The 22,930-nt window shown below is 70.5% G+C and carries 27 protein-coding genes; 14 read left to right on the forward strand and 13 right to left on the reverse strand.

The window, feature by feature from the left end; all coding sequences use genetic code 11:
• Positions 1–6: 6 nt before the first annotated feature.
• The 3 genes from WMF43_RS39570 to WMF43_RS39580 form a co-directional block, all read right to left on the reverse strand.
• Positions 7–642: a hypothetical protein gene (locus WMF43_RS39570; RefSeq protein ID WP_437672981.1), complete on the reverse strand. Its 636-nt coding sequence runs from the start codon at positions 640–642 to the stop codon at positions 7–9.
• A gap of 81 nt (positions 643–723) precedes the next feature.
• Positions 724–1,731 (reverse strand): GlxA family transcriptional regulator, encoded by a 1,008-nt coding sequence (locus tag WMF43_RS39575; RefSeq protein WP_437672983.1) that lies wholly within the window; start codon positions 1,729–1,731, stop codon positions 724–726.
• Positions 1,732–1,826: 95 nt separating this feature from the next.
• Positions 1,827–2,456: a hypothetical protein gene (locus WMF43_RS39580; RefSeq protein WP_437672984.1), complete on the reverse strand. Its 630-nt coding sequence runs from the start codon at positions 2,454–2,456 to the stop codon at positions 1,827–1,829.
• 280 nt (positions 2,457–2,736) lie between these two features.
• Between WMF43_RS39580 and WMF43_RS39585 the strand changes: the two genes are divergently transcribed.
• The 11 genes from WMF43_RS39585 (at position 2,737) to WMF43_RS39635 (ending at position 10,517) form a co-directional block, all read left to right on the forward strand.
• Positions 2,737–2,880, forward strand: coding sequence for a hypothetical protein (locus WMF43_RS39585; RefSeq protein WP_437672986.1), 144 nt, complete (start codon positions 2,737–2,739; stop codon positions 2,878–2,880).
• 94 nt (positions 2,881–2,974) lie between these two features.
• Positions 2,975–3,367 carry a GFA family protein gene (locus tag WMF43_RS39590; RefSeq protein ID WP_437672988.1) on the forward strand — a complete coding sequence of 131 codons (393 nt, stop codon included), beginning with the start codon at positions 2,975–2,977 and terminating at the stop codon, positions 3,365–3,367.
• A gap of 267 nt (positions 3,368–3,634) precedes the next feature.
• The gene (locus WMF43_RS39595; RefSeq protein ID WP_437672990.1) at positions 3,635–4,126 is read left to right on the forward strand and encodes a hypothetical protein; all 492 of its coding nucleotides are present in this window, start codon (positions 3,635–3,637) and stop codon (positions 4,124–4,126) included.
• 244 nt (positions 4,127–4,370) lie between these two features.
• The gene (locus WMF43_RS39600) at positions 4,371–4,586 is read left to right on the forward strand and encodes an addiction module protein (protein ID WP_437672992.1); all 216 of its coding nucleotides are present in this window, start codon (positions 4,371–4,373) and stop codon (positions 4,584–4,586) included.
• Positions 4,586–5,074, forward strand: a complete 489-nt coding sequence (locus WMF43_RS39605; RefSeq protein WP_437672994.1) for an Appr-1-p processing protein — start codon at positions 4,586–4,588, stop codon at positions 5,072–5,074. Before WMF43_RS39600 ends, WMF43_RS39605 begins: the two co-directional genes overlap by 1 nt.
• Positions 5,075–5,169: 95 nt before the next feature.
• On the forward strand, positions 5,170–5,628 hold the full coding sequence (locus WMF43_RS39610) for an N-acetyltransferase family protein (RefSeq protein ID WP_437672996.1): 459 nt from the start codon (positions 5,170–5,172) through the stop codon (positions 5,626–5,628).
• 205 nt (positions 5,629–5,833) lie between these two features.
• Positions 5,834–6,775 (forward strand): hypothetical protein, encoded by a 942-nt coding sequence (locus WMF43_RS39615; protein WP_437672997.1) that lies wholly within the window; start codon positions 5,834–5,836, stop codon positions 6,773–6,775.
• A gap of 290 nt (positions 6,776–7,065) precedes the next feature.
• Positions 7,066–7,863 (forward strand): alpha/beta fold hydrolase, encoded by a 798-nt coding sequence (locus WMF43_RS39620; RefSeq protein ID WP_437672999.1) that lies wholly within the window; start codon positions 7,066–7,068, stop codon positions 7,861–7,863.
• A 157-nt stretch (positions 7,864–8,020) separates the two neighbouring features.
• Positions 8,021–8,428: a VOC family protein gene (locus WMF43_RS39625; RefSeq protein ID WP_437673001.1), complete on the forward strand. Its 408-nt coding sequence runs from the start codon at positions 8,021–8,023 to the stop codon at positions 8,426–8,428.
• Between the two features lie 81 nt (positions 8,429–8,509).
• Positions 8,510–9,589: an ATP-binding protein gene (locus WMF43_RS39630; protein ID WP_437673003.1), complete on the forward strand. Its 1,080-nt coding sequence runs from the start codon at positions 8,510–8,512 to the stop codon at positions 9,587–9,589.
• 220 nt (positions 9,590–9,809) lie between these two features.
• Positions 9,810–10,517 carry a hypothetical protein gene (locus tag WMF43_RS39635; RefSeq protein WP_437673004.1) on the forward strand — a complete coding sequence of 236 codons (708 nt, stop codon included), beginning with the start codon at positions 9,810–9,812 and terminating at the stop codon, positions 10,515–10,517.
• 129 nt (positions 10,518–10,646) lie between these two features.
• Here the strand turns inward: WMF43_RS39635 and WMF43_RS39640 are convergent, their stop codons facing one another.
• The 3 genes from WMF43_RS39640 to WMF43_RS39650 all read right to left on the reverse strand — a co-directional run bounded on the left by WMF43_RS39640 (position 10,647) and on the right by WMF43_RS39650 (position 13,312).
• Positions 10,647–11,324 carry a DNA alkylation repair protein gene (locus tag WMF43_RS39640; RefSeq protein ID WP_437673006.1) on the reverse strand — a complete coding sequence of 226 codons (678 nt, stop codon included), beginning with the start codon at positions 11,322–11,324 and terminating at the stop codon, positions 10,647–10,649.
• 139 nt (positions 11,325–11,463) lie between these two features.
• A complete protein-coding gene (locus WMF43_RS39645) occupies positions 11,464–12,426 on the reverse strand; it encodes an alpha/beta hydrolase family protein (RefSeq protein WP_437673008.1) in 963 nt (320 codons plus the stop codon).
• A 103-nt stretch (positions 12,427–12,529) separates the two neighbouring features.
• Positions 12,530–13,312, reverse strand: a complete 783-nt coding sequence (locus tag WMF43_RS39650; RefSeq protein ID WP_437673010.1) for an SDR family oxidoreductase — start codon at positions 13,310–13,312, stop codon at positions 12,530–12,532.
• A 147-nt stretch (positions 13,313–13,459) separates the two neighbouring features.
• On the opposite strand from WMF43_RS39650, the gene WMF43_RS39655 reads away from it, so the two are divergent.
• Complete coding sequence (locus WMF43_RS39655) at positions 13,460–14,197, forward strand: helix-turn-helix domain-containing protein (protein ID WP_437673011.1); 738 nt, start codon at positions 13,460–13,462, stop codon at positions 14,195–14,197.
• A 112-nt stretch (positions 14,198–14,309) separates the two neighbouring features.
• Here WMF43_RS39655 and WMF43_RS39660 read toward each other — a convergent pair whose 3' ends face one another.
• From WMF43_RS39660 to WMF43_RS39675, 4 genes are read right to left on the reverse strand one after another with little or no spacing between them, the layout of a single operon-like run.
• Positions 14,310–14,732: a type II toxin-antitoxin system VapC family toxin gene (locus WMF43_RS39660; protein WP_437673013.1), complete on the reverse strand. Its 423-nt coding sequence runs from the start codon at positions 14,730–14,732 to the stop codon at positions 14,310–14,312.
• Positions 14,716–14,961, reverse strand: coding sequence for a type II toxin-antitoxin system Phd/YefM family antitoxin (locus WMF43_RS39665; protein WP_437673015.1), 246 nt, complete (start codon positions 14,959–14,961; stop codon positions 14,716–14,718). The genes WMF43_RS39660 and WMF43_RS39665 overlap by 17 nt, the downstream gene beginning before the upstream one ends.
• A 53-nt stretch (positions 14,962–15,014) precedes the next feature.
• Positions 15,015–15,722, reverse strand: a complete 708-nt coding sequence (locus tag WMF43_RS39670) for a peptide chain release factor-like protein (protein ID WP_437673017.1) — start codon at positions 15,720–15,722, stop codon at positions 15,015–15,017.
• Positions 15,719–16,963, reverse strand: a complete 1,245-nt coding sequence (locus WMF43_RS39675; protein ID WP_437673019.1) for an RtcB family protein — start codon at positions 16,961–16,963, stop codon at positions 15,719–15,721. Before WMF43_RS39675 ends, WMF43_RS39670 begins: the two co-directional genes overlap by 4 nt.
• Positions 16,964–17,123: 160 nt before the next feature.
• Here WMF43_RS39675 and WMF43_RS39680 point away from each other — a divergent pair, with 160 nt between their 5' ends.
• Positions 17,124–18,692, forward strand: a complete 1,569-nt coding sequence (locus tag WMF43_RS39680; protein ID WP_437673021.1) for a sigma-54 interaction domain-containing protein — start codon at positions 17,124–17,126, stop codon at positions 18,690–18,692.
• A 32-nt stretch (positions 18,693–18,724) separates the two neighbouring features.
• On the opposite strand, the gene WMF43_RS39685 is transcribed toward WMF43_RS39680, so the two are convergent.
• Both WMF43_RS39685 and WMF43_RS39690 read right to left on the reverse strand, forming a co-directional pair.
• Entirely contained in the window at positions 18,725–18,991 is a 267-nt protein-coding gene (locus tag WMF43_RS39685; protein ID WP_437673023.1) for a hypothetical protein, read from the reverse strand.
• A gap of 404 nt (positions 18,992–19,395) precedes the next feature.
• Positions 19,396–20,100 carry a thermonuclease family protein gene (locus WMF43_RS39690; RefSeq protein WP_437673025.1) on the reverse strand — a complete coding sequence of 235 codons (705 nt, stop codon included), beginning with the start codon at positions 20,098–20,100 and terminating at the stop codon, positions 19,396–19,398.
• A 342-nt stretch (positions 20,101–20,442) separates the two neighbouring features.
• Between WMF43_RS39690 and WMF43_RS39695 the strand changes: the two genes are divergently transcribed.
• A complete protein-coding gene (locus tag WMF43_RS39695) occupies positions 20,443–21,339 on the forward strand; it encodes a Uma2 family endonuclease (RefSeq protein ID WP_437673027.1) in 897 nt (298 codons plus the stop codon).
• Between the two features lie 19 nt (positions 21,340–21,358).
• Here the strand turns inward: WMF43_RS39695 and WMF43_RS39700 are convergent, their stop codons facing one another.
• Positions 21,359–22,798 (reverse strand): WD40/YVTN/BNR-like repeat-containing protein, encoded by a 1,440-nt coding sequence (locus WMF43_RS39700; RefSeq protein WP_437673029.1) that lies wholly within the window; start codon positions 22,796–22,798, stop codon positions 21,359–21,361.
• Between the last annotated feature and the right edge of the window lie 132 nt (positions 22,799–22,930).

A 22,930-nucleotide genomic window follows, 5' to 3' on the forward strand; every position in this document is an offset into this window, starting at 1 on the left:
TCCAGCTCAGCTGTCGAAGGGGGCGCCCTCCAGGAGGGCGCTGGCGTCGAAGGGCTGGAAACCCGGCACGTAGCGGCGGCCGTAGTCCGAGAGGAAATTGCCGGCCGCGGTGTGCGGCTTCCGCTCCACGACGCCGCAGAGGGCGCGCCGGAACGCCTGCTTCATCTCGAGCCGCGGATAGGCCCTCAGGATCTCCTCGACCGCCCCGCGCGGCAGCGCCTCCAGCCCGAGGCCGCCGTAATCGATCCCGATCCCGAGATGGGCGACGGCGACCTCCGGCTCCTTGTGGGGAGCGATGCCCAGGCTGGTGTGCAGCGCGATGGCGTCCCACACGAGGGACACCTTCTCCCGGGGCAGGCCGCGCTCGACGAGAAAGGTCCGCGCGGCGTTGGCGCCGTCGACCTCGAAGCGCTCGGGGCCGGCGAAGCGCTCGGTCAGGCCGAGGTCGTGCAGCACCACGGAGAGGTAGAGCAGCTCGCCGTCGCAGGCGAGGCCGCGCTGCCGTCTCGCGAGCTCGCCGAAGTAGTACGAGCGCATCACGTGGTGGAAGAGGTAAGGGTCCGAGACCTCGCGCGCGAGCTCGGTCGCGTCGCGGGCGAGGCGCGTGTCAGGGGCGTGGATTCCGGCGATCTCTCGGGTCATGGCGGGGGCTCCTGTCTGCCGGCGAAGGCCAGGCTCCAGGAGAATGCGCGCTCGCCGGCCGGGCGCCCTGCCGAGCTGCCGTCACTTCCTGCCACGCCCGCGGGCGCTCCCGGAGAAGCGCTCCCGGTACTCGAGCGGTCCCACGCCGAGCCGGCGCAGGAAGGCGCGGCGCAGGTTCTGCTCGTCGCCGAAGCCGCACTGGTGGGCGATCCGCTTGAGCGGGAGGTCCGTGCCGGCGACGGCCTGGCAGGCCGCCTCGAGGCGCATGTCCGCGACCGCCTTCGCCGGCGTCTGCCCGAGCGCGGCCGTGTACGCGCGCGCGAAGGTGCGCGGGCTCATCCCCGCCTGCGCGGCCAGGCGCTCGACGCGCAGATCGCCGGCGAGGCGGTCCGCCATCCAGGCATGCAGGTCGGCGAAGGTGCCGCCCTCGGCGGCCTGCGCCGCGAGCGGCGCGCTGAACTGCGACTGCCCGCCGGGCCGCTTGAGGAACACGACGAGCTGCCGGGCGACCGCCATCGCCGCGCGGTGCCCGAGGTCCTCCTCGACGAGCGCGAGGGCGAGGTCGATGCCCGCGGAGATGCCGGCCGAGGTCCAGATCGAGCCGTCGCGCACGTAGATGGAGTCCGCGTCGACGCGGACGCGCGGGTGGCGCTCCGCGAGGCGCGGCGCGGAGCGCCAGTGGGTCGCCGCGCGGCGGCCGTCGAGCAGGCCCGCGGCGGCGAGGAGGAAGGCGCCCGTGCACACGGCGCAGGTGCGGCGCACGCGCGGCGCGCGGCGGGCGAGCCAGGCGACGAGATCAGGCGGCACGGCCGGGGCCTCCGGCGGCCCGCTGCCCGGCACGATCAGGGTGTCGATGGCCTCGTCCTCGAGCGTCGCGAGCGGCTCGGCGCAGGCCGCGAGCCCGGTCGTGGTGCGCACCGGCCCTCCGGCCGTCGAGGCGACGATCGCGCGATAAGGCGGAGGAGCCGCCGGCGCGCGCAAGGTGGTCGCCACGGTGAAGGCCTCGAGGGGTCCGGCGAGATCGAGCAGCGCGACGCCCTCGAAGGCGAGCAGGACGACGAGGCGGGGCTGGGTGAAGCTCGCTGTCATGAGGGGACGGGGAGAGATAACTCAGGGCGGGCCAGCCGGGAGCGCTGGACGGCCCCGCGAGGTCGGGCGCGCGTCTCGTGATCGCCCCGCGGCGTTCACGACGCCGTGGTCGTCGTGCTCAGGTCGTGGCCGAGAGCGGTGTTCGGATTCACCACCACCTGGTAGTGACGTCCCGTGGACAGCACGCTCGGATCGACGCCCTCCTTGAGCGGTACGCGCGTCTGCGTGAGCTGGTGGCCGGGCAAGCAGCACGCGAGGGTGAAGGCCGCGTCCCAGCGCAGCCGATCGAGCACCCTGTCCATGTGCACGTGGGCGTGGACGAACGTCACGAACACCGGCATCGGGGGCAGGGCATTGAGCTCATCCGCGACGTCGTCGATGCTGGCCTTGTGCCACGCCAGGCGCCGGATCCCGAAGCGCTCGCGCCACGCCCCCACCAGGGCGACGTTGAGCAGCGGATCGACGCTGATGTTGTCCGCCTCGCTCTTCAGCGAAAAAAGGGCTCCGGTCCTCGCGTGGGCCCCGTCCCCGACGTGAATGACGCGACATGGGCGGCCCTTCGTCAGGAGGGGCCGAAGATGGTAGAGGGCAGAGTAGCTCTCGGTCATTTCCTTGGCGGGCTTGGTCGCTTTTGCGAACAAGGGCCACAGCGCTTCGAAGGAGCTCCTCCGCATCAGCCGGTCCAGGTAGTCGCTGTTCGAGGGCTGCGCGTCGGTGCTGGCCATGGAGGCTGCTTATAGCAGAGCTGCCGCGATCCGCGCGGCTCTCCCGTCTGCGTATTCCGACGGACGTGGCGGCTTGCTCCGGAGCGACGCGACGGCCCAGCCCGGCGTCACGGGCAGAGGTTCCGATACATGGGGGCCTCCGGCGGCTCGCGGCGCTCCTGCGCGGCGGCGCATCGGGGCACGACGGGGCGCTCTCGTAACCGGCGCCTCGCCGACGGTCACTCGAGCTGGAGGCCGCATCGCCGTGCGTGGCGGACCCGAGCCATGGTATAGTTTCTCTATGTCCACCGAGGAGCTTCTCGCGCAGGTGCTGCTGTTGCCCCGCCACGAGCGGGCCCGGCTGGCAGAAGAAGTGCTCTCCAGCCTCGAAGAGTGGCCCGCCCGATACGGCAATGCCCCCGACGCCGCTTCACGCTGCAGGTGATTGCCAAGGCGCGACGTCGTGGGCATGCTCGTCGCAGAAGGTACTGACGTCTACATCTCGGCAGCGACAGCATGGGGATTAGAGGAGACGCAGCATGGACCGATTCACCGGAGGTTGCCTGTGCGGCAACGTGCGAATTGTGGCGTCGGGGCTCCCATACCGGGTCGGCCTTTGTCACTGCCTCGACTGCCGCAAGCACCATGGAGCCCTTTTCCACGCTTCTGCGGTGTTCCCTCAGGATGCGGTGACGATCGAGGGCGAAACACGCGACTACGCTGGGCGGTTTTTCTGTCCCCGCTGCGGCTCGTCTGTTTTCGCGCGCAGCGCAGACGAAATCGAAGTGAACCTAGGGTCCCTGGATGCCCCAGACCAACTGACGCCGACCTACGAAAGCTGGATCGTCCGTCGCGAGTCCTGGTTGCCGCCGTTTCCACTCACGAGACGATACGACCGCGATCGTGACGCCACGGGTCGCTTTGAGGAGTAGGTCGCACGAATCTCTGGCCAGGAACAGCGCCGCGTCCGTCGTGTCCCGCACCTCGTCGACCCGCTAGAGCGGGTGGATCGAGGCCAGCGAATCCGCCTTCCGGAAGGCGCAGGCTGTTTGTAATCGTCGCCACGGCCCGCGCGCGGCCTGGTTGGTGGCGCAGGCGCTCTGGGAGGATCTGCGTCGCGGCGGCTGCGACGTCGGGCTGCTGCCCTGACACGCCGGGGCCTTGCGGTGGCCACCCCGCGGGGAGGACAATCGCGTGTTATGGTGACGTCCTCCTCGCCGGTGCAGGTCGATCTGCTGGAGCGGACGGACGTCTACGTGGTGGCGACCTGGCGGCGCCTCATGCTGCTCGTCTGGCATGGGCAGGCCAGCGTCGCCGGCGTCGAGCGTTCCCGGGCGCTCTTCCAGCCCTGGGCGGAGCGCCAGCGGGGAGGGGCAGCGTTCCTGATCGTGGTCCCCCGCCAGCGCACCGGGCCGCCCGACGAGGCGACCCGGGCGGCGATGCAGCGGGCGGCGAGCGCTCCCGGGGGGTACTTGAAGGGCATGGCCACGCTCATCGAGGCCGAGGGGTTCATCGCCGCCTCGGTCCGCGCCCTCATGATGCGGCTGCAGCCCCGCGGGACGCAGGGGCCCGCGCCGAGCTTCTTCCGGACGCCGGCCGAGGTCGCGGCCTGGGCGGCGGCGGTGCTGCAGGACCGGGAGGTCACGCCAGAGGAGCTGGCGGAGGTGATCCGCGTGGCGCGCGAGGGCTGAGCGCGCGCCCGCCGCCCGATCGCCATCGGGGCGGCGAGGAACACTTCCAGCTCGGGTACGAGCGGCGTCTGGTCGGGAAGGAGCCAGGCTCCGTTCTGCGTGGCCTGCATGGACTGCAGGCCGGGCGTCGCCGGCAGCGGCCTAAGGACCGGGGCCGCCGCGAGCCACGGCCCCTCGCCCAGGACCCGCGTCGAGGCGGGTTCGGCTCGTGACCCGGCCGAGCTTGCCGTAAGCTCCCTGCATCATGAGCGACGTCGAGGAGGTCCTGGTCGCGGCGCTGCGTCTGCCGGCGGAAGACCGAGCGGCCGTGGCGACCGCGCTGATCCAGGGCCTCGACGAGACCGAACAGACGACCGAGGGGCTCGCGGCCGCGTGGGCCGAGGAGATCCAGCGACGTCTCGCCGACGTCGACGCCGGGGTCGTCACGCCGGTCCCTTGGCCGGATGAAGCAGAGGACTGATGACAACGATCAACTACGTGGTTGGCGACGCTACCAGGCCAGTCGGCGAGGGTTCACGGATCATCGCCCACGTGTGCAACGACATCGGTGGCTGGGGCCGGGGCTTCGTGACCGCGCTGTCGGCTCGCTGGGCTTCGCCAGAGGTAGAATACCGACGCTGGCACCGAGGAGAGCTCGCTGGTCCGCCGTTCGTGCTGGGCCAGGTGCAGTTCGTGGAGGTTGAACCCAGGTTGTGGGTCGCGAACATGATCGGCCAGCACGGCGTGAGAGCGCGCGACGGGGTCCCGCCGGTGCGCTACGAAGCGATCGATGCTGCCCTCGCAGCGCTCGCGGCTTTTGCGCGTCAGCACGACGCATCCGTGCACATGCCTCGCATCGGCGCAGGCTTGGCCGGGGGCAGCTGGAGCGAGATAGAGCTCCTCATCGAGCAGAACCTGTGCGCGGCGGGGCTTCGCGTCAACGTCTATGATCTTCCGGGTCAGCGGTGATCACCTCGCCGGCCCGACCCTTCGTTGTGCAGACCGACGCAGATAGCCGGGTTGTTCGGCCTGGGCAGCTCGCCACCAGCGCATGAGGGATTCACGTGATCAACTTGCGGGCCTTGACGTCCGACGATTGGGCCGCCTGGCGCGACGTCAGGCTGCGCGCGCTCGCGGACGCTCCCTCTGCTTTCGGCTCGACGCTCGAGAAATGGGAGAACGCATCCGAGGAGCGCTGGCGCGCGCGCCTGGAGCTGCCTGGTTCCCACAACCTCTTGGCCTACGTCGACGGCGAGCCGGTCGGCATTGCGACGGGCGCGCCTTTCGAAGGCACCTACGAGCTGATCAGCATGTGGGTAGCGCCGGAGGTGCGCGGCCGCGGAGTCGGAGACGCGCTGGTCGAGGAGATCCTGCGGTGGGCATGCGAGCAGGGTGCAAGTGAGCTCCGCCTCACCGTGAAGGAGCACAATCTCCGCGCCATCTCGTTGTACATCCGCCACGGATTCATCGACGTTGGTCCGTCTCGCGAATCGGGCGAGCGAGCCATGATGAAGCGTGTGTGAGTCGACGATCGAGCTGGCGATCGCGTCCAGCGACGGCCGGGTCCCCGGCCCGCGGGACGGGTAGGCTCGACGAGCCCACGAAAACTCGGGGCGCTCACCGTCCGCCGCGCTCTCCGCCATGGCGCCGCCACCCCTTGAGAGGGATCCTTGCTCGGGTTCTCGCGTCGTTTCGCGTCGGTACGGGGTGTGCCAGGGGCCCAGAGTCATGCCGACGCTCGAGCACAACGCCCTCGTCGAGATGTTCCGCGAAACCCCGGAGCTCGCGCCCCACTTCCTCGTGACCCTCTTTCACGTCGATGTGCCGCGGCATGCCTCGGTCGCGGTGGTCGAGTCCTCGCTCGACCAGCTCATCCCGGTGGAGTTCCGCGCGGATCTGGTGCTCGAGCTCCGCGACGCGAACGGCGCGCTCGTGCTGGCGATCGTCATCGAGGTCCAGCGCGAGGAGGACCCGAACAAGAAGTTCTCCTGGCCGGTGTACGCCACGGCCGTGCGCGCGAGGAAGCGCTGCGGCACGGTCGTCCTCGTGGTCGCACCGGACGCCGGCGTGGCCGCCTGGGCGGCGCAGAACATCGACGTCGGCCTCGGCCTAGGCCACGTCAAGCCGCTGGTGCTCGGCCCGGCCGTCGTGCCCGAGATCACCGATCCGGCCGAGGCGGAGAGGGAAACGGAGCTCGCCGTGCTCTCGGCGGTGGCGCACGGCAACGGGCCGAACGGGCTCGCCGTGGTCCAGGCGGCGCTCGTTGCTCTCGAGCGGCTCGACCAAGAGCACGCGGCGGTATACTTTCAGGTCATCTGGAACGGGCTGCGCGAGCCCATGCGGCGGGCTCTGGAGGCGTTGGTCATGGAACGACAGATCGAAGGTGAGGCGACGTTCCCCTCATTCATGCAGAAGCTCATCGATCGCGGCAAGCTCGAGGGCATCCGCGAGGGCGAGCTCAAGGGCATCCGCGAGGGCAAGCTCGAGGGCATCCGCGAGGGCGAGCTCAAGGGCAAGAGGGACACGCTGCTGCGGCTGCTTGCCCGTGCAGGGATCGCGCTCACCGAGGACGAGAACGAACGCATTCAGGCATGCACGGACATTGCAACCCTCGACCACTGGATCGATAACGTCCTCAGCGCGAAGACCGCCGCTGAAGTGCTCTCCTGACGGTTGAAGGATTCCCCCCGGCAAGGCGATGAAAAGGACGGGCGCCGCCCGCCGCTCATCGCCAGGTCGTTCGGCCGCGTATCCATCCGCCCCACGCTCGTGTACGTGGTGACGACGGCTGAGTACTCGGCATGAGTTCGGCGCTTGGCTCCAGCCCGTGGCGAGAGGTTTTAACAATCACTTGACGCGCCGAGCGGACCGCAGGGAGCCTTGATGCCGATATTCTCCGCGTACTTAGACCTGAACCACTTCATCACACTCACGAAGCTGCGGCAGGCAGGGACAGTTCCATGACGACCTGGCTCAGTGGAGTCTGCGAAACGAACGGCATCAACATCCACTACCTCCGAACTGGAGGCGCCAAACATCCCGTCGTTCTGCTCCATGGTTTGATGGGGAGCGGCGCCTGCTGGACTCCCGTGGCGCGGGCGCTCGAAGGTGAATTCGACGTCGTCATGCCCGACGCCAGGGGGCACGGCGGTTCGAGCGCGCCGCACCACGGATACCGGTACGACGATCACGCGAGCGACGTCGTGGGCCTCATCCGCGGCCTGGAGCTCTCTCGTCCGGTCCTGCTTGGCCACTCGATGGGCGGCATGACCGCCGCGGTGGTGGCGAGTCGAGGGGCGGGGGTCCTCCGCGGCCTCATCCTGGTCGACCCGACGTTCTTGAGCCCCGAGCGCCAGCGCGAGGTGCACGACAGCGACGTCGCCGATCAACACCGCCAGGCCCTCCGCTTGCAGAAGTCCGAGCTCGTTGCGCAGGCCCGAGCCCGACACCCGCGCCGCTCGCCCGAGCTCGTCGAGCTTCAAGCCGAGGCGAGGCTGAAGACCCGGATGGGCGCGCTCGACGTCCTCACGCCGCCCAACCCCGAGTACCGCGACGTGGTGAGCGCGATTGACGTCCCGAGCCTGCTCGTCATTGGTGACAGCAGCCCCGTCGTCACGCTCGAGATGGCAACGGAGCTGCGCAGCCTCAACCCACGCGTACGAATCGAACAGGTACAGGACGCCGGCCACGGCCTTCCATTTGAACAACCCGAGCGCCTGGGAGAGGTGGTCCTGTCGTTCTTGCGTGAGCTGGCCTAGCTGCTGCACGCGGCGCGCGCTTGAGTCTCCCCAGCGCGCCGCGGGGGCGTCGTCATGAGCGGTCGCTTCGACGACGACCGAGCTGCGCGCACGTGCACGGGGCTGCCCCCGCGCCTTCTCGCTTGCCTCGGGCGACCGCGAGGGATACATCGTACCAATGCCCAGAGACGCCAGGGTCTTCGTATTCGATCACGTTTCGGTCGGTGTCGAGAACCTCGAGCGTGCCATGGAGTTCTACGACGCCTGTCTGGCGCCGCTCGGTTATGTCCGGCTTTGGCAAAACGCCCGTAGCGCGGGGTATGGGCCCGAGGGATACGAAGCTGAGGCGCCCTTCGCCATTGTCGCGTCCGGTCCTGACGCGAGGCCTCCCGGTCGGGGCTTCCACCTCGCCTTTGTTGCCCCGAGCCGCGAGGCGGTCGCTCGTTTCCATGCGGAGGCTCTCAGCAAGGGTGGTGTCGATGAGGGACCGCCCGGCGTTCGCGAGAATTACGATCCCGGCTACTACGCGTCGTTCGTTCGCGACCCCGACGGCCACCGGCTGGAGGCGGTGTTGCATGAACATTGACCGTGCGGCCGTTGGCCTGCTCGATCGCCGTGGCGACGTCGTGAAGCCGCGATCACTGACGACTCCCTGGAGAACCCACGGATGACGGTCGACCACCCCTTCCCGGATGCAGACGCCATCCGCAGGCGGCCCGGCATGTACATCGGCGACGTCGCCGACGGGAGCGGCTTGGTTCACTTGATCTGGGAGCTCGTCGCCAACTCGCTGGACCAGCACCTCGCCGGGCGATGCAGTCGGATCGATGTCGTCCTGCAGCACGACGGCTCTGCCCTCGTCGAAGACGACGGGCCGGGCATTCCTCTCGTCGACGTCGATGGCCGGCCCTTCGCGGAAGTCGCGTTGACTCGTTTTCACGCGACGCCGACGTTTGATGGGCACGCGCCCCACGAGCACGTCGGCGTTTGGGGCGTCGGCCTGTTCGTCGTCAACGCCCTGTCTTCGCGTCTGTCGCTCGACGTGCACAGAGACGGCTTTCACCATACGCAGCGGTTCGAGAGAGGCTTTGCGGTAAGCCGTCTGGAAAAGTTAGGCTCCTCCACGCGCACCGGCACCGGCGTATCACTCCAACCAGACCCTGCGATCTTTTCGGATCCCTGGTTCAACGCCGGCTCGATCTCTGCTCGTTTGCGAGAGCTCGCGTGGCTCCTGCCTGCATTGACGCTCACGTTCCAGGACCGCCGAGAGCACGCATTCTGTGAGCCGCGCGGGCTGGTTGTCTTCCTCGAACGCACGCGAAGAGGGCTTTTGCCGATTGAGAATGCGCTGTTCGTCGATCAGCTCGTCGGTGAAATCCGCGTAGAGGCTGCCGTCGAGTGGCTCCCGTGCCGCTGGTCGACGGTGGAGAGCTACGCCAACATCGAGCGCACCACCGATGGCGGCACGCACGCCCAGGGGCTCGTCGAAGGCCTCGCCGAGGCGCTTCGAGACGCGGTCCCCGCCTGGAAGGCCCGACCGAAGAAGAAGGCGATCGAGGCGGTCAGCAGCGGGTTGCACGCCATCGTATGCGTGAGGCTGCACGATCCTACTTACGATGCGCCGACGAAGAGCCGCCTGACCACGCCCGGAGCCAAGCGCGCAGTATCCTCCGCGGTCCGGGCCGCGTTCGCCGCGTTCGTGCAGCGCAATGCTTCGTTGCTCGGGCACTTCACTGGAGATTCGTGAGCATGCTTCCCGAAGGCATGAACCCAAGCACGGCCTTCGATCAATCGCGCGCAGTGCTGCGCGGCGCCGTCCGTGCGGTTGATGTCCCCGAAATGCGGAAGATGGCCACGGTCATCTTCCGTGTCCTGGAAGGATCTCTCGTCTGCCGGGCATGTGGACGCTCGTGGGACGTAGATCGCGGCGTTCTGGAGGGCGCAGCCTTTGAAAAAGCAGGAGCGCCATGAACATCTTGGACTCTCCCTTCCCGGTAGGCTGGTACACCGCGGGCTCGCACGAAAGCTTTTGGGGCTGGGGGCGCGGGGACACCTACACGTTGATCCCCTACGATCAGCTTCCTGAGCTCGGGCAGGACCATCGGGATGGCTCGTTTCGGTGGCTTCCTGCGCCGCCTGGCCGCGAGACGGTGTTGGACGTTCACGAGGAGAGCAACGGCAAGCGGCTGGATCTCGGCCAGCTGCACAGGGAGGCACAGCAGGCAGGGCTCAGGATTCCTGATGCTTTCGCCGTGTTCCTGACGACGCCGGAGATTCACCGTCGAGTTCCCACGTGCACGGCGTGTTATCTCGACCTGTCCGCGCGCCTCCTTGAACCTCCGGGCAACCAGCCAGGCCGCCTGCTCCGGTTCATGAACGACCAGCAGGCGTGTGTGCTCTGGTACCTGTACCTCCCGCCGGGCGATGTGCCCGCCGTCGTCGCCGGAGCGCCCGAATGGCACGATGAGGCCTCCGAAGACTCGCTCGTCGACGACGACGACGGCGTCGTGTTCGAACAATTCGTGTTGTGCGCTCCAGACTTCGAGACCTTCATGTATCGCTTCTGGATCGAGAACGCGATCTGGTACGCGCTGGCCGAGCGAAGGCCGCTGACGAGCGCACAGAGAGCATATCTCGACGCGGTTCAACGCGCCCGGCGGCAATCGAGGACGTGACTCTGCTCCGCTGGGCCGGCCCCGCAGGCTGAGGCTCTGCCATGCTGAGCTCGGCGGCCGCAACCGCGTGCTCTATGGGGGGCGGGGACGCGCCCCGACGACGTCTGAAGCGGGGCGAGCCGCCCCCCCTCACCCGCCCCGCGTCTTCTCGGCCTTCTGCCGCCGCACCATCTCCGCGATCCAGACCGGCGCGAACGGCGGCGTGCAGCCCGGCGATGCCGGGTAGTCCTTGAGCACCTCGAGCCGCTCGCCGATGGCGATCGCGCGGGCGCGCAACCCGGGGTTGCGGATGCCGATCTCGGCGAGGCAGTGGTTCATCGACCACTGCTTCGGGCCCGGCGCCGTCTTCATCTCCGCCTCGATCTGATCGAGCAGCGCGGGGAGATCGAGGCCTGCAGGGCTCTTCACGACGCGGTCCGTCGTCAGGCTCCAGCCAGCGCGCCCGACCAGCTCGCTCGCGGAGTCCTTCCAGCGGACACGCAGCTCCTCGACGTGGCGCGACGCCTTCACCACGTTGACGATGAACCAGTCGAGCAGCTTGGGGTAGCCGATCTCCCGGACCATCACGTCCAGCTCGTCCGCCGAGAAGGCCTTCGGCTTGAACACGAGCGTCGCCAGGAGGCGGGCGTCGGGGTCCCCGGTGCGCCACAGCTCGACGGCCAGGGCGTGGTCAGCCTTCAGCTTCTTCGCGAGCGCGCGGAGCTGGGTGAGGTTCACGCCGTGGGCGTCTCCGGCGCGGGCGTTGACCTCGCGCATCTTCTCGTTGCCCAGCGCGGCGAGGTCCCGCATGACGTCGGTGAGGTTCATGGGCCAGCGCTAGCCGCATCCGCGGGCGTCGTCCAGCGGCGCGGCGTCGCGTGTCGCGGCGCTCGTCACCAGGAGGTCCCCTGAGGTCGATACGGCGCGTCTCGCCAGCCCGCAAGCTGTCGAGTGAAGGCGGCCCCGCTTACTTGGACTCGACCCGCCCGAGCGGGTTGGCCGCGCCGGTCAGCGCGTCCTGCGCTTCCTGCCAGGCGGAGTCTCCTGGATAGAGCGCGGTGCGGAGGTAGGCCCAGGCGAGACGCTGGACGGCGGCCACTCGCTCGGGGTTCTCGTCCGTGGTCTCGGCGACGTCATATCCCGAGACCCCGCCCAGCCCGTGCCCTGCGTCGAACAGGGTGACCAGGGACTTGGGGCCCGGGGAGAGGAAGTAGGGGTCGGCGTGCCAGCCGGGGCCGGCGACCGTCAGGTGGGGAGAGGCGTCCTTGTCGCCGGCGACCACGAGCGCGGGCGTCGTCATCCTGGAGAAGTCGATGGTCGAGAAGATAGGATACTTCTTGGCCGCGAACTCACTGAGGGCATCGCCGCCTCTGCCGGGCGCGGCGAGCAGCACGCCCGCCTTGATCCTGGGCTCGGCGAGGTTCACCTCCGTTCCGTCGCGGGGATCCTTGAGCCGCGCGCCCAGCAGCACGCTCGCGGTGTGCCCGCCCATCGAGTGCCCGACGACGGCCACCTTGCTCCGGTCCAGACGCCCGGCGAGCGCAGCGACGGCGCCCTCGATCACGTCGAGCTGGTCGAGGATGCGCTTCATGTCCTCGGCCCGCGATCGCCAGTACAGCGGCGCCTCGGGGTGATCGGAGTCCCTGAAGGGGAGCGTCTTCGAGTCGAGATGGGTGGGCTGGATCACGACGAAGCCGTGCGCCGCCAGGTAGTTGGCGAGCGGGGCGTAGCCGTTCAAGGAGGAGAGGTGGTTGGAGGGACCGTGACCGTGCGAGAGCAAGAGGATGGGCAGCTCGCTTCCGGTCACGGGCGCGGAGACGCGCACCTGGAGATCGACGGCGCGGCCGGGGGCTGGCAGCACGACCGGGCTGACCGAGAGGACCGGCGTGGGTGCGCGGGGGGTGTCGGCTGTGGGAGTCGGTTTGCTCATGATGTTGATTTCCTTTCGTGACAAAGCCTTCTCGGGCGCCATCCGAGCACGTCCGATGCCGCGCCCTTGATGGTGCCGCTTCCGCCATCGGTGCGCCGCGGCCTCACCCCGGCTGCTTCTCCAGGTACTCCCGCACGCGCGCGAACGCGTTCGGTTGCGTATAGACGTCTCCGCGGCCGCTCAGGGCCGCGTCGCACAGCACGTGCGCGACCTCCTCCGCCGTCTGCGTCGCGCCGCCGATGGCGGCGAGGACCTCGGCGGGGAGCTTCCCGCTATCCACCATGCGCTGCCCCAGCGCGTTCTGGCCGAAGTCGGTCGCGATCCGGCCGGGGTAGACGACCACGACGCGGATATCGGGGTGCGAGCCCGAAAGCTCGATGCGGAGCGCCTCCGAGAGCGAGCTCATCGCGGCTTTGGCCGCGGCGTAGGCGGCGCGCGGAGGCAGCGGGGTGCGGCCGAGGATCGACGACACGTTCACGATCGCGCCCGTGCCGCGGGCCTTCAGGTGCGGCGTCACGACCTGCATGCCGTAGAGCGCCGACTTCATGTTGTCGCGGATCATCGCGTCGACGTCCTCGTCGGTGATCTCGAGCAGGGGGCGGCCGATGCCTCGCCCCACGTTGTTGATCCAGATGTCGACGCGACCGAACCTCGCGACCGCCTCGTCGGAGATGCGCTGCACGTCGCTGCGCTTCGTCACGTCCGCCACGACGGGGTGGGCCTGGCTCCCACAGCGCTTGGCCACGTCGCCGAGGGGGCCGGCGCGGCGCGCGGCCAGCACGACCGATGCGCCACGTCGCGCGAGCTCCTCGGCGGCGGCAGCTCCGACACCCCCGCTCGCCCCGGTGACGACAACGACGTGGTCTGAGAAATCTCGGTTGCTCATGCCGTACCTCCACCGCCTTCGTACCTCCCGCTGCCGCCCCCCGATTGGAAGAACCGGACATTTTCATCGCCCCTCCCGCGCCGGCTTGAACGGCCGCAGTGGACGTGCGACCCTGCGAGGGTGCTGCGCACGTTGGACTCTCCCGCCGTGACGTTCTCGCTTCCCCGCTTCGTCGAGGATGTTCGCGTCATCGCGCCCGCCGCTGGACGTGCATGTCACGTTGATCGGCTGCCCGACGGAAGAACGACCCTTGTGTTTCGAGTGATTGAGAGAGGCCGGAAAGGGGATGTGTGCGTCGCGGGCCCGCGAACGCGGGCGCTGTTCAAGGACGCGACCGGCATCGCGCGGGCGGTAATGCTTCAGTTCAAGCCAGGCTGGTCGGCGTCGCTGCTGGGCGTCGCAGCGAACGCGCTGACGGACCGGATCATCCCGCTGGAAGACATCTGGGGCCGTTCGGGCGGCGACCTCTGCTACGAGCTCCTTGCGGCGCGAAGCCTGCCGGAGGTGCTCGACCGACTCTCTCGCGCGATCGCCCTTCGTACCCGCCAGGCATCCGAGCCGGCCTCGGCGCGGCTCGCTCGCCGCGCGGTTCACTTGCTCGAAGGGGACGAGGTTCGGGTGGAGAGCGTGGCGGAGCGGCTTGGCGTCACGGCGCGGCATCTTCGCCGCGCCTTCACGGAGAGCGTCGGCATCGGGCCGAAGGAGTTCGCGCGGACCGTTCGCCTGCAGCGCGCCCTGCGGATGGCGGCGACCTCGAAGGACTGGGCGCGCATCGCCGCGGACGCGGGCTATTACGACCAGGCGCACCTCATTGCCGACTTCCGGGAGCTCGTCGGGCTCACGCCGGGCGCCTTTCTGAAGCGTGCGGGCGGGACAGTGTACTAGCTCAGGGCGCGCCCGTGGGTGGTTGGGCCGCTCGCTTACCGTTCGATTGATCCCTCCGGTCCTCGCAGGATTACCTGGACCCGTGAGCTGACACGTCCAGTAGCCGCCCCGCTCACGCTTGGAGCAGGCGCACGTGACGCGCCTTGCCGTAGTCGTGGATGGCGCGGTCACGTGTAACCAGCGTGGCGTCCATGCAGCGCGCGGTCGCGATAATCAACCGGTCCGCCGGATCGCCATGGCAGGTGCCGGGTAGCTCCACGCTGTCTACGGCGATCGTCGGTTCGAGCGGCGCGACGTGTACGCGCGAACGGTCGATCGCCACCTTCATCCACTCGAGCGTGGGCATGCTCAGCTGCAAGCGGCCCTTCCTGGCGAGCATGGCGATCTCCCAGAGGGAGATCGCCGCAATCCAGAGCCCACTCTCCTCGACGGAGCGCGAGATGCGGCGCGTAACCTGCACCGGCAGCCGCACGCCGCCCACGACGTCGACCCAGACGTGTGTATCGAGGATGAGGGTCTCAGTCGCGCTCGGCACCCCACACCTCACCCGTCGAGAAGAGGTCGTCCTCGCGGCGGACGATGGTGCCTCGCATGCAGCCGAAAATCGAGGGAAGAGGCTCGACCTCATCGACCGGTACGAGCTTGACGAGCGGCCGGCCGCGCTTCGTGACGACGATGGGGGTGCGTTTCGTGGCGACCTCGTCCATGAGCTTCAGGCAGCGCGCCTTGAACTCCCCGGCAGGGACCTCGATTTTCGCCTTCATGACCATGGTCACTTTGCCATGGTCACTTCAGCCTGTCGAGCGCGAGCCGCACGTCAGCCCGGCGTGAGCCGACAGCGACCGCCGCCCTCACCGACCTCCCGCGCCCCCGCGACCTCGAGCGTGCTCCTTCGCCCCACCCGGTACGTCCTCACCGGCGCCCTCCGGACGAGGCGGTCGTGCTCGACCCGGCGCGCGGCCTCCTCCTCGGCGCGGCTCCGGGCGGCACGCTCGGCGAGCCGCTCGGCGATGCGCTCCACCCCGCGGCGGACGTTCGCGTGCTGCGAACGCTCGTCCGCGACGCGCACCGTGATCCCGCTCGGCCGGTGGTGGATCCGGACCGCCGAGAGGGTCTTGTTCACGTGTTGCCCTCCCGGCCCGCTCGCCCGGCAGGCCGAGATCTCCACGTCGCCGAGGTCGATCCCGACGCCGGCCGCCGCGCCGGCCGCCGCGCCGGCGCCCGGCGCGGCCGGGTGGACCGTCACCCCCGCGAACCACCGCTTGCGCGCCGCCCGCCCCCGGCGCGGGCTCTTATCGAGCAGCGCGTGGGTGCCCAGCTCGCCGTCGAGGCGGCGCCGCGCGTCGCCCTGCACCAGGATCTCGACCGAGCCCGGCGCGTCCTCGCCCCCGTGCACCGCGACGTCGACCACAACGAGCCCGCGCTCCTCGCAGACCGCCTCCATGCGCTCGGCGAGCCGCGCCACGAAGCGCCGCGCCTCGATCGGGCCCCTCCCCGCGCTGATCTGCACCCACCACCGGCTCATCGCTTCACCGTGACGACCGGCACGAGCGGCGCGACCGCCGTCGCCAGCCCCGCCTCGACCAGGCTCTCCACCACCGGCTCGATCGGCTTGTACACGTCCGGGTGCTCCTCGAGCAGCAGCGCCGGGTCGTCGCACACCACGCGGCCGCCGAGCTCCGTGCGGGTGAGCTCGCGCCGCCGGTACTTCGCGGCGATCTTCTCGCGCGCCTCGCCGCGCCCCATCTTGCGCCCCGCGCCGTGCGCCACGGAGCGCAGCCCCGCCTCGGCGTCGCGCGCGCGCATCACCCATGACGGCGCCCCGCGCGACCCGAGCACGATCGTGAAGTCGTCGCCCCGGGCCGGCGCCGCCCCCTTGCGGTGCACCCAGGCCGGTTCGCCGCCCACGCTCTCGCGCTCGACGCCGTTGTGGGTGATGTCGAGCCCGCCGGTGATCTTGGACGGCCGCGAGGCGCCGAGGGCGCGCAGCATCCGGTAGGCGAGCAGGAACCGGTTCGCCTGCGCGAAGCGGCACGCGCCCGCGAGCTCGCCGAGGTACGGCTCGGCGGCGTCCCCCGCGAGCGCCGCGTCGCCCCAGCGCTCGGCGAGCGCGCCGCCGAGCCCGCGCGAGCCCGAGTGGGCCAGGACCACGAGGTCCCCGGCGGCGAGGCCGAGGGCCTCGGCCGCCGCAGGGTCCCGGACCGGCCCCACGCGCGCGATCTCGAGGAAGTGGTTCCCCCCGCCGATCGACCCGAGCGCGCCCTCGAACCGCGCGCCGTACGGGCGGTACGGCGACGCGTCGCCGCTCGGGCGCAGGCCGTCCTCCGGCTCGGCCGCCGCGAGCCGCACGAGCGCCTCGGGCGCGCCGTCGATCTCCGCGAGGCCCCGCGCGCCGCGCCGCCAGACCTGCTCGAACACCTCCCGGGCGTCGCAGCCGTCGAGCGGGTCCTCCTCCATGGCCTGCCGCGCGCGCCGCTCGAGGAGGTCCGGCGCCGCGCGGCCGATCGCGGTCGCGACGAGCCGCACGCCGCAGCCCGCGTCGCCGCCGATGAGCTGCGGGACCACGCGGCCGGCGAAGGCGAAGGCCGCCCCGACGGGGATGCCTCTGCCCGCGTGCAGATCGGGCATCCCCACGGCGCGGACGCAGCCGGGGAGCGCGGCGACGCGCGCGAGCTGCTGCACGGCGTTGCCCTCGAGCCAGACGTCCTCGCGGGCGACGAGGCGGGCATGGGCGGGGAGGACGACGCTGTCGGCGGGCGCTTTCATGAGATCTCCGGGGGCGAGGATGGACGCGGTAGAAGAGGGGACTTGCGGATCTCGTGCCAGCGCGCGAGACCCGCCCTCGCCGGGAGGACGCCTCAACATGGTGCGCCGTGCACCATCCTGGCTGGTGCATGGCGCATCACCTCTGGTGTACGGTGCACCAGTGAGTCGCCTCCTCCTGACGTGGTCGGACGCGGGCACGCTCGGCCCGATGCCGGCGCACCAGAGCCGCCGGCCGGAGGGCGATCGCGGGCCGGTGCTGCGGCTGCTCGACCAGGAGGAGAGCCGCTACGACGCGATCGTGGTCCTCACCATCCCGGCGGGCGAGGCGCCGTCGCGGGCGCTCGTCGAGCGGGCGCGGGCGCGGGCGCCGCGGGTCGAGCTGCGCGTCGTCGACGTCGACGACCCCTCGGACTACGCGAAGCTCTTCCGCGCGCTCGGGCCGCTGACCTCGCGGCTCCGGCGGTCGTTCCCGCCGGCGGGGTGGGCGACGGACGTGCTGCTCTCGGCGGGCACGCCGCAGGCGCAGACGCTCTGGGTCATCCTGGTCCAGGCGGGCCTCCTGCCCGCGCGTATGCTCCAGGTCATCCCGGCCGCGTTCGTGCCGCACCCGCACCCGCGGCCGGTGCGCGAGGTCCGGCTCGACATCGAGGGGTTCCCCGAGATCCGCGCCCTGCGCGACGAGCTCGTGCGCCTGCGGGCCGAGGCGCGCGCCCGCGACGTGGTCTTGGTCGGCGAGAGCGAGCCGATGCGGCTGCTCCGCGCCCGCATCGCCCGGGTCGCCGCGACCGACGTGCCCGTGCTGATCGTCGGCGAGACGGGGACCGGCAAGGAGCTCGCGGCCAGGGCCATCCACGAGCACAGCCCGCGCGCGAAGGGCCCCTTCATCGCCGAGAACTGCGGCGTCTTCGCCGAGGGCGTGCTCGCGAGCGAGCTCTTCGGCCACGAGGCGGGCGCGTTCACCGGGGCCGCGGGGCGGCGGCGCGGCGTGTTCGAGCAGGCGCACGGCGGCACGTTGTTCCTCGACGAGATCGGCGAGCTCTCGCCGCGGGTGCAGGCGTCGCTGCTGCGCGTGCTCCAGGACGGCGCGCTGCGCCGGGTGGGCGGCGAGGCGAAGATCCAGCTCGACGTGCGCGTGCTCGCGGCCACGCACCGCGACCTCGCGGCCATGGTCGAGGACGGGAGCTTCCGCGAGGACCTGTACTACCGCCTGCGCGGAGCGGTCATCGAGGTCCCTCCGCTGCGCGCGCGCGGGGGCGACATCGAGCTGCTCGCCGCCGTGTTCCTCGACGAGGTGCGGGCGCGGCGCAAGGGGCGCGGCCTCAAGGTGACCCGCGAGGCGCTGAGGCGCCTCGTCCAGCATCCCTGGCCGGGCAACGTCCGCGAGCTGCGCGCCGAGGTGCTCCGGTGGGGCGTCTTCTGCGATCACACGGTCGACGTCGGCGACCTCGCGCCCGAGATCGCGATGCCGCCCACGAGCCAACCGGCCGCTGGCGGGGGCGCGAGCGCGCGGGCGGAGGAGGCCGAGGCGGCGCCCGGCGGCGAGCAGGTCGCGCCGCTCGCGGAGTCGGTGGCGCGCGCGGAGCGGGCCGCCATCGGGCGCGCGCTCGACGCGCATCAGGGCAACATCTCCCGCGCGGCGCGCGCGCTCGCCATCGACAGGAACACGCTCAAGCGCAAGATGGCGGCGTACGGCCTCCGCGAGGCCGAGGCGCCGCGCGGGCGGCGCTGAGCGCGGCTGACAAGACAGCCGCCCCTAGCCCCTCACTTGTCGTCGAGGAACGTCATGTGGGGCAGCTTGACATTGGGGTCTTCCTGGCGGGCTTCCGCGTGAACCCTGTCCACGAGCTGCTTGCAATGGTTCAGGTCGTCGACCCGGAAGAGGAACAGGATCTCGTTAGGATCGTCCGCGTTGCTCCACAGGTGCTCCAGATACATGCCCTGCTCGGCATGACCAGGCGCGTCTCCCTCCAGCTGCTGTTTGACGTCCGCAAACTTGACGCCGGAAAGCCTCGCCAGAATGTGAGCCATGTTCGGATCTCCTGAGGGTGACGACCTGTCGACGACGAAATCATCGCGCGATCCTGCGACAATTTGACAGCGCCACTGGATCCCACGACGCCGGCCAGCCTATCGGGGGCGCGGAGGGAGTGTCAAGCCGGGGTTTCGTCAGCGCCGCGCCGGCGCCTACAGGAAATCCCGACAGGATCCCTGGCGCGCGGGGTTAGAATCGATACCGCAGCAGCCGCCCGAGTTGGGTTACAACCCCAACCATCCGCCGGGGGACAGGCTCCAAGGGCAACAGAATGCGGGAAGAGAAACACCGCAAGAGCGCAAGATGCCAGAGAGGGGATAGTTCCCTGTTTTCCCCGTGCGCCCCTCGCGGTGTTTCTTCTCTTCTGTTGATTTCTCCGAGACGCCACTGTGATCGGTGTCTAACCCTCCCGAGCGCGCCCGTCCTCCGCACGGACGAACGGCGCGCGGACGTCCCGCACGTCGAAGAAGAACACCCGATCCCAGCAGGGCACCTGATCCCGCTCCGAGAGCTCGAACACCTGGCCTCGGGACAGGCTGCCGACGAGCCGCGCGTGCGACCGGCCCCTCAGGCTCCACCGGAACTCGTACGGAAGCTGGACGCTGGGATCGCTGAAGAAGCCGCGCTTCTCGGTGAAGCTCCGCCGGGCGACCTCGCAGAAGTCCCGCGCGTGGCGGAGGTTCGGGGCCACGATGTACGTCGCCGCCAGGCCCTCCTCGAGCAGCTGCCGGTTCACGAGCTGACCTCCGGAGAGGACGAACCCGAGGACGCGCCCGTAGCTGTCGAACTTCTGCACGTCGGTCTGGATCTCCACCTCGGCCCCGACGGGGAGCAGCTCGGAGAGCCGCGCGGCGGCCGCCTCGGCCCAGCGCCCCTGCGAAGCGCCGAGGAAGTGCGTCTCCGGCGTATCGATCGACAGCAGGCGAACACCGCGGAGAACGCCGATCTCGTCGCGCACCCGGATCGTGTCTCCGTCCACCACCTTCACGACTTGCCCGCGGAAGCTGTCGCCCGAGAGCTCTGGCGCGCTACGGAGCCTCCGCCTCCCGGCAACAAGGGAAACGTAGTCGATGAACCTCCGGTAGACCGGAAGAAGTCCTGTCATCGCCCCCTCCTTCGGATACACTCCCAGAAACCGCCGTTCTTCGACGCGCCGGACGCTCGTCCTGACCAGGCGGCCTGATCCAGGATGTTATAGAGCGCCCCGCGGCCTCATGACAGCGCCCGCGCCCTCGTGGAGGTTGCAAACTCGCCTGGGAAGTCGGGAGGACCGCCGGAGCGGAACAGCGGATAACAAACTCGCCTGGGAAGCCGGGAGGACCGCCGGAGCGGAACAGCGGATAAAGATGCCTGGCGCGGAGCTCGCGGCTCGTGCCGCTCGGGGCCGCGGCTCGTGCCGCTCGGGGCGCCCCTCCCCTCCGGCCAGGGCATCGGCTAGACTCCGGTCGTGGTCCAGCCTCTTCCCAGCGGTTACTTCTTCGACCCCGCGGACCCGCGCGCCCCCACGAGCGACCAGTGGGCCCGGATGACGCCGGCCGAGCGGGCGCGCGTCGTCGACATGCTTCCGGCCGAGGTCCCGCTGGAGCTCATGCCGCCGGAGGGCGACCCGCACCGCAAGGCCAAGCGCGGCGCGCTCGACGCGCTCGACGGCTTCTTCCGCCGCGCCGCCCGCAAGGTCTATCTCTCCTCCGAGCTCGGCGTCTACTACCCCGGCGAGGCGCGCTTCGCGCCCGACCTGCTCGCCGTCCTCGACGTCGCGCTCCACGACCGCATGAAGTGGGTGGTCAACGACGAGGGCAAGGGCCTCGACCTCGTGATCGAGGTCCACGTGGCGGGCGACCGCGCCAAGGACGAGCAGACGAACGTCGATCGGTACGCCCGGCTCGGGATCCGCGAGTACTTCCTCTTCGATCGCGCGCGGCTGCGCCTGCACGGCTACAGGCTGCCCGCGGCCTCGGAGGGCGACCCTTCCCGCCCGCGCGTGTACCAGCGGCTCGTGCCGCAGGCGGGCCGCTTCACCTCCGAGGTGCTCGGCCTCGACCTCCTGCTCGACGGCACCCGCCTCCGCTTCTTCGCGGGGAACGCGCCCCTCGAGGACGCCGACGAGATGATCGCCCGCCTCGGCGGCATGCTCGACGACGTCATCGCCCGCCAGGAGGAGGCCCAGCGCCTCGCCGAGGAGCTCGCCGCCCAGCTCGATAGAGAGCGGCGCCTCCTCGATGAAGAGCGGCGCCTCCTCGATGAAGAGCGGCGCCTCCTCGATGAAGAGCGGCGCCTCCGCGAGGACGTGGAGCGGCAACTCGCCGAGGCGCGCGCCGAGATCGAGCGGCTCAAGGCGCGCTGAGCGCGCGCTCGGGCCATCGTCACGATGGCCCCGCCCGCACGCCCAGAGCCATCCGTCCGCTGGAAGCCTTCCGCGCTCGCCGCCGCGCGCCGCAGAGCACGCCGGCGGCCACGATCATGCAGCCGAGGAGCCCGCCGTGGCGCCCCTTGCCCGACGCCTCGCAGGCGCAGCCGCCGCCCGCCGCCGCGCCCGTCCCGCTCCCGCCCGCGCCCGCGCCCGTCCCGCTCTCGCCCGCCCCGCCCCCGCCCGCGGTCGCGGTCCCGCTCGCGCCGGCGCCGGCATCACACGACCCCGCGGCGCCCAAGAAGCTCGCGGTCGCCGGCCAGAGGGCCGGGCACGCCTCGCCGGTCTCGCTGTCGCTGCCGCAGGCCGGCGGCGGGCCGCAGAGGCGATCGAGCGTCATCAGGGGCGAGAACGTCTGGCCCTCGTCCGTGGAGATGCCCGCGGTGAAGCCGTCCACGAACTCGTCGGCGCAGGCGAAGAGGCCCCGCGGGGTCCAGGTCAGGCAGCGGACGCCGAGGTTCCTGACCGGGGTGAACGTGAGCGTCGCCGTCGGGGCGGTCCACAGGCCGCCGTAGTCGCTGCCCACCGCGATCTTCGATCCATCGGGCGACAGGGCGAGGCCGACGAGGCTCGCGGCCTGGAACACCTCCTCCCAGGTGGCGCCCCCGTCCCGCGTGACCAGCAGGGTGTCCGCTTCGTCGCCGTCCCGGCGGACGTACACGACGTCCGGATCCACCGGATCGACGGCGCCGATATAAGGCAGGTTGCGCTCGTCGCTGCCGGGGACGTCGAAGTCCTCCCAGGTCCGGCCGCGGTCCATGGATCGCTTCAAGATCCCCTGGAACGATGGGCCGTTCCACCGGCCGCTCACGTAGAGCCGCCGCGGGTCGCTCGGCGCGCTGTCCAGGGTCACGCCGAGGAAGGTGCTCGGGAGGTCGACGCCTGCCTGGGCCCAGGTCCTCCCGTCGTCCTTCGACTCCCAGACCTGGGTCAGGATCTCGTCGCTGCCGAGCACGCTCGAGCCGAGCAGGATCACGCTCCCTGGCTCGGCGCGGTCGATCGACAGGTCGACGATGTTGCGATCGGCGACCCCGCCCGCCCCGAGCTCCCACTGGCAGCCGCGATCGTGCGTGGCGCTCAGCCCGCCGAAGAGCCCGACGAGGATCGATCCGTCGCCGGTGAGGACCATCATGGGATCCTCGATGCCGATGTAGCCGATCGCCGGCTCGCAGATCCACGACCAGCGCTCGCCGCCGTCGCTCGTGGTGAGCACGCCGTAGGTGGCGCGGATCCAGAGATGATCCGGATCGGCAGGGTCGACGAGGATCTGCCCGGCGGAGGGGTAACGGCCGTTGGCAGACGCGGGCGTCGAGGCGGCCAGGCAGATGCACGCCGCGGCGGATCCGATCGTGATGGCGGGAAAGATACGGCTGCGGTTCACCGAGGGGCGGGTCATCCATTCTCCTGCACGTCGCCGCGCGCTGGCCGGAGGCCCGCGGCCTCGGAGCAGTCTAGTCCCGTCCGCCAGAAATCCGGCCAGGGTCGGCCGGATTTCTGGCCGCCTCGCGGCGGCTCCGGGCGGGCGGAC

Origin of the sequence: Sorangium sp. So ce131 (assembly GCF_051519095.1) — a bacterium.
Classification (GTDB): domain Bacteria; phylum Myxococcota_A; class Polyangia; order Polyangiales; family Polyangiaceae; genus Sorangium.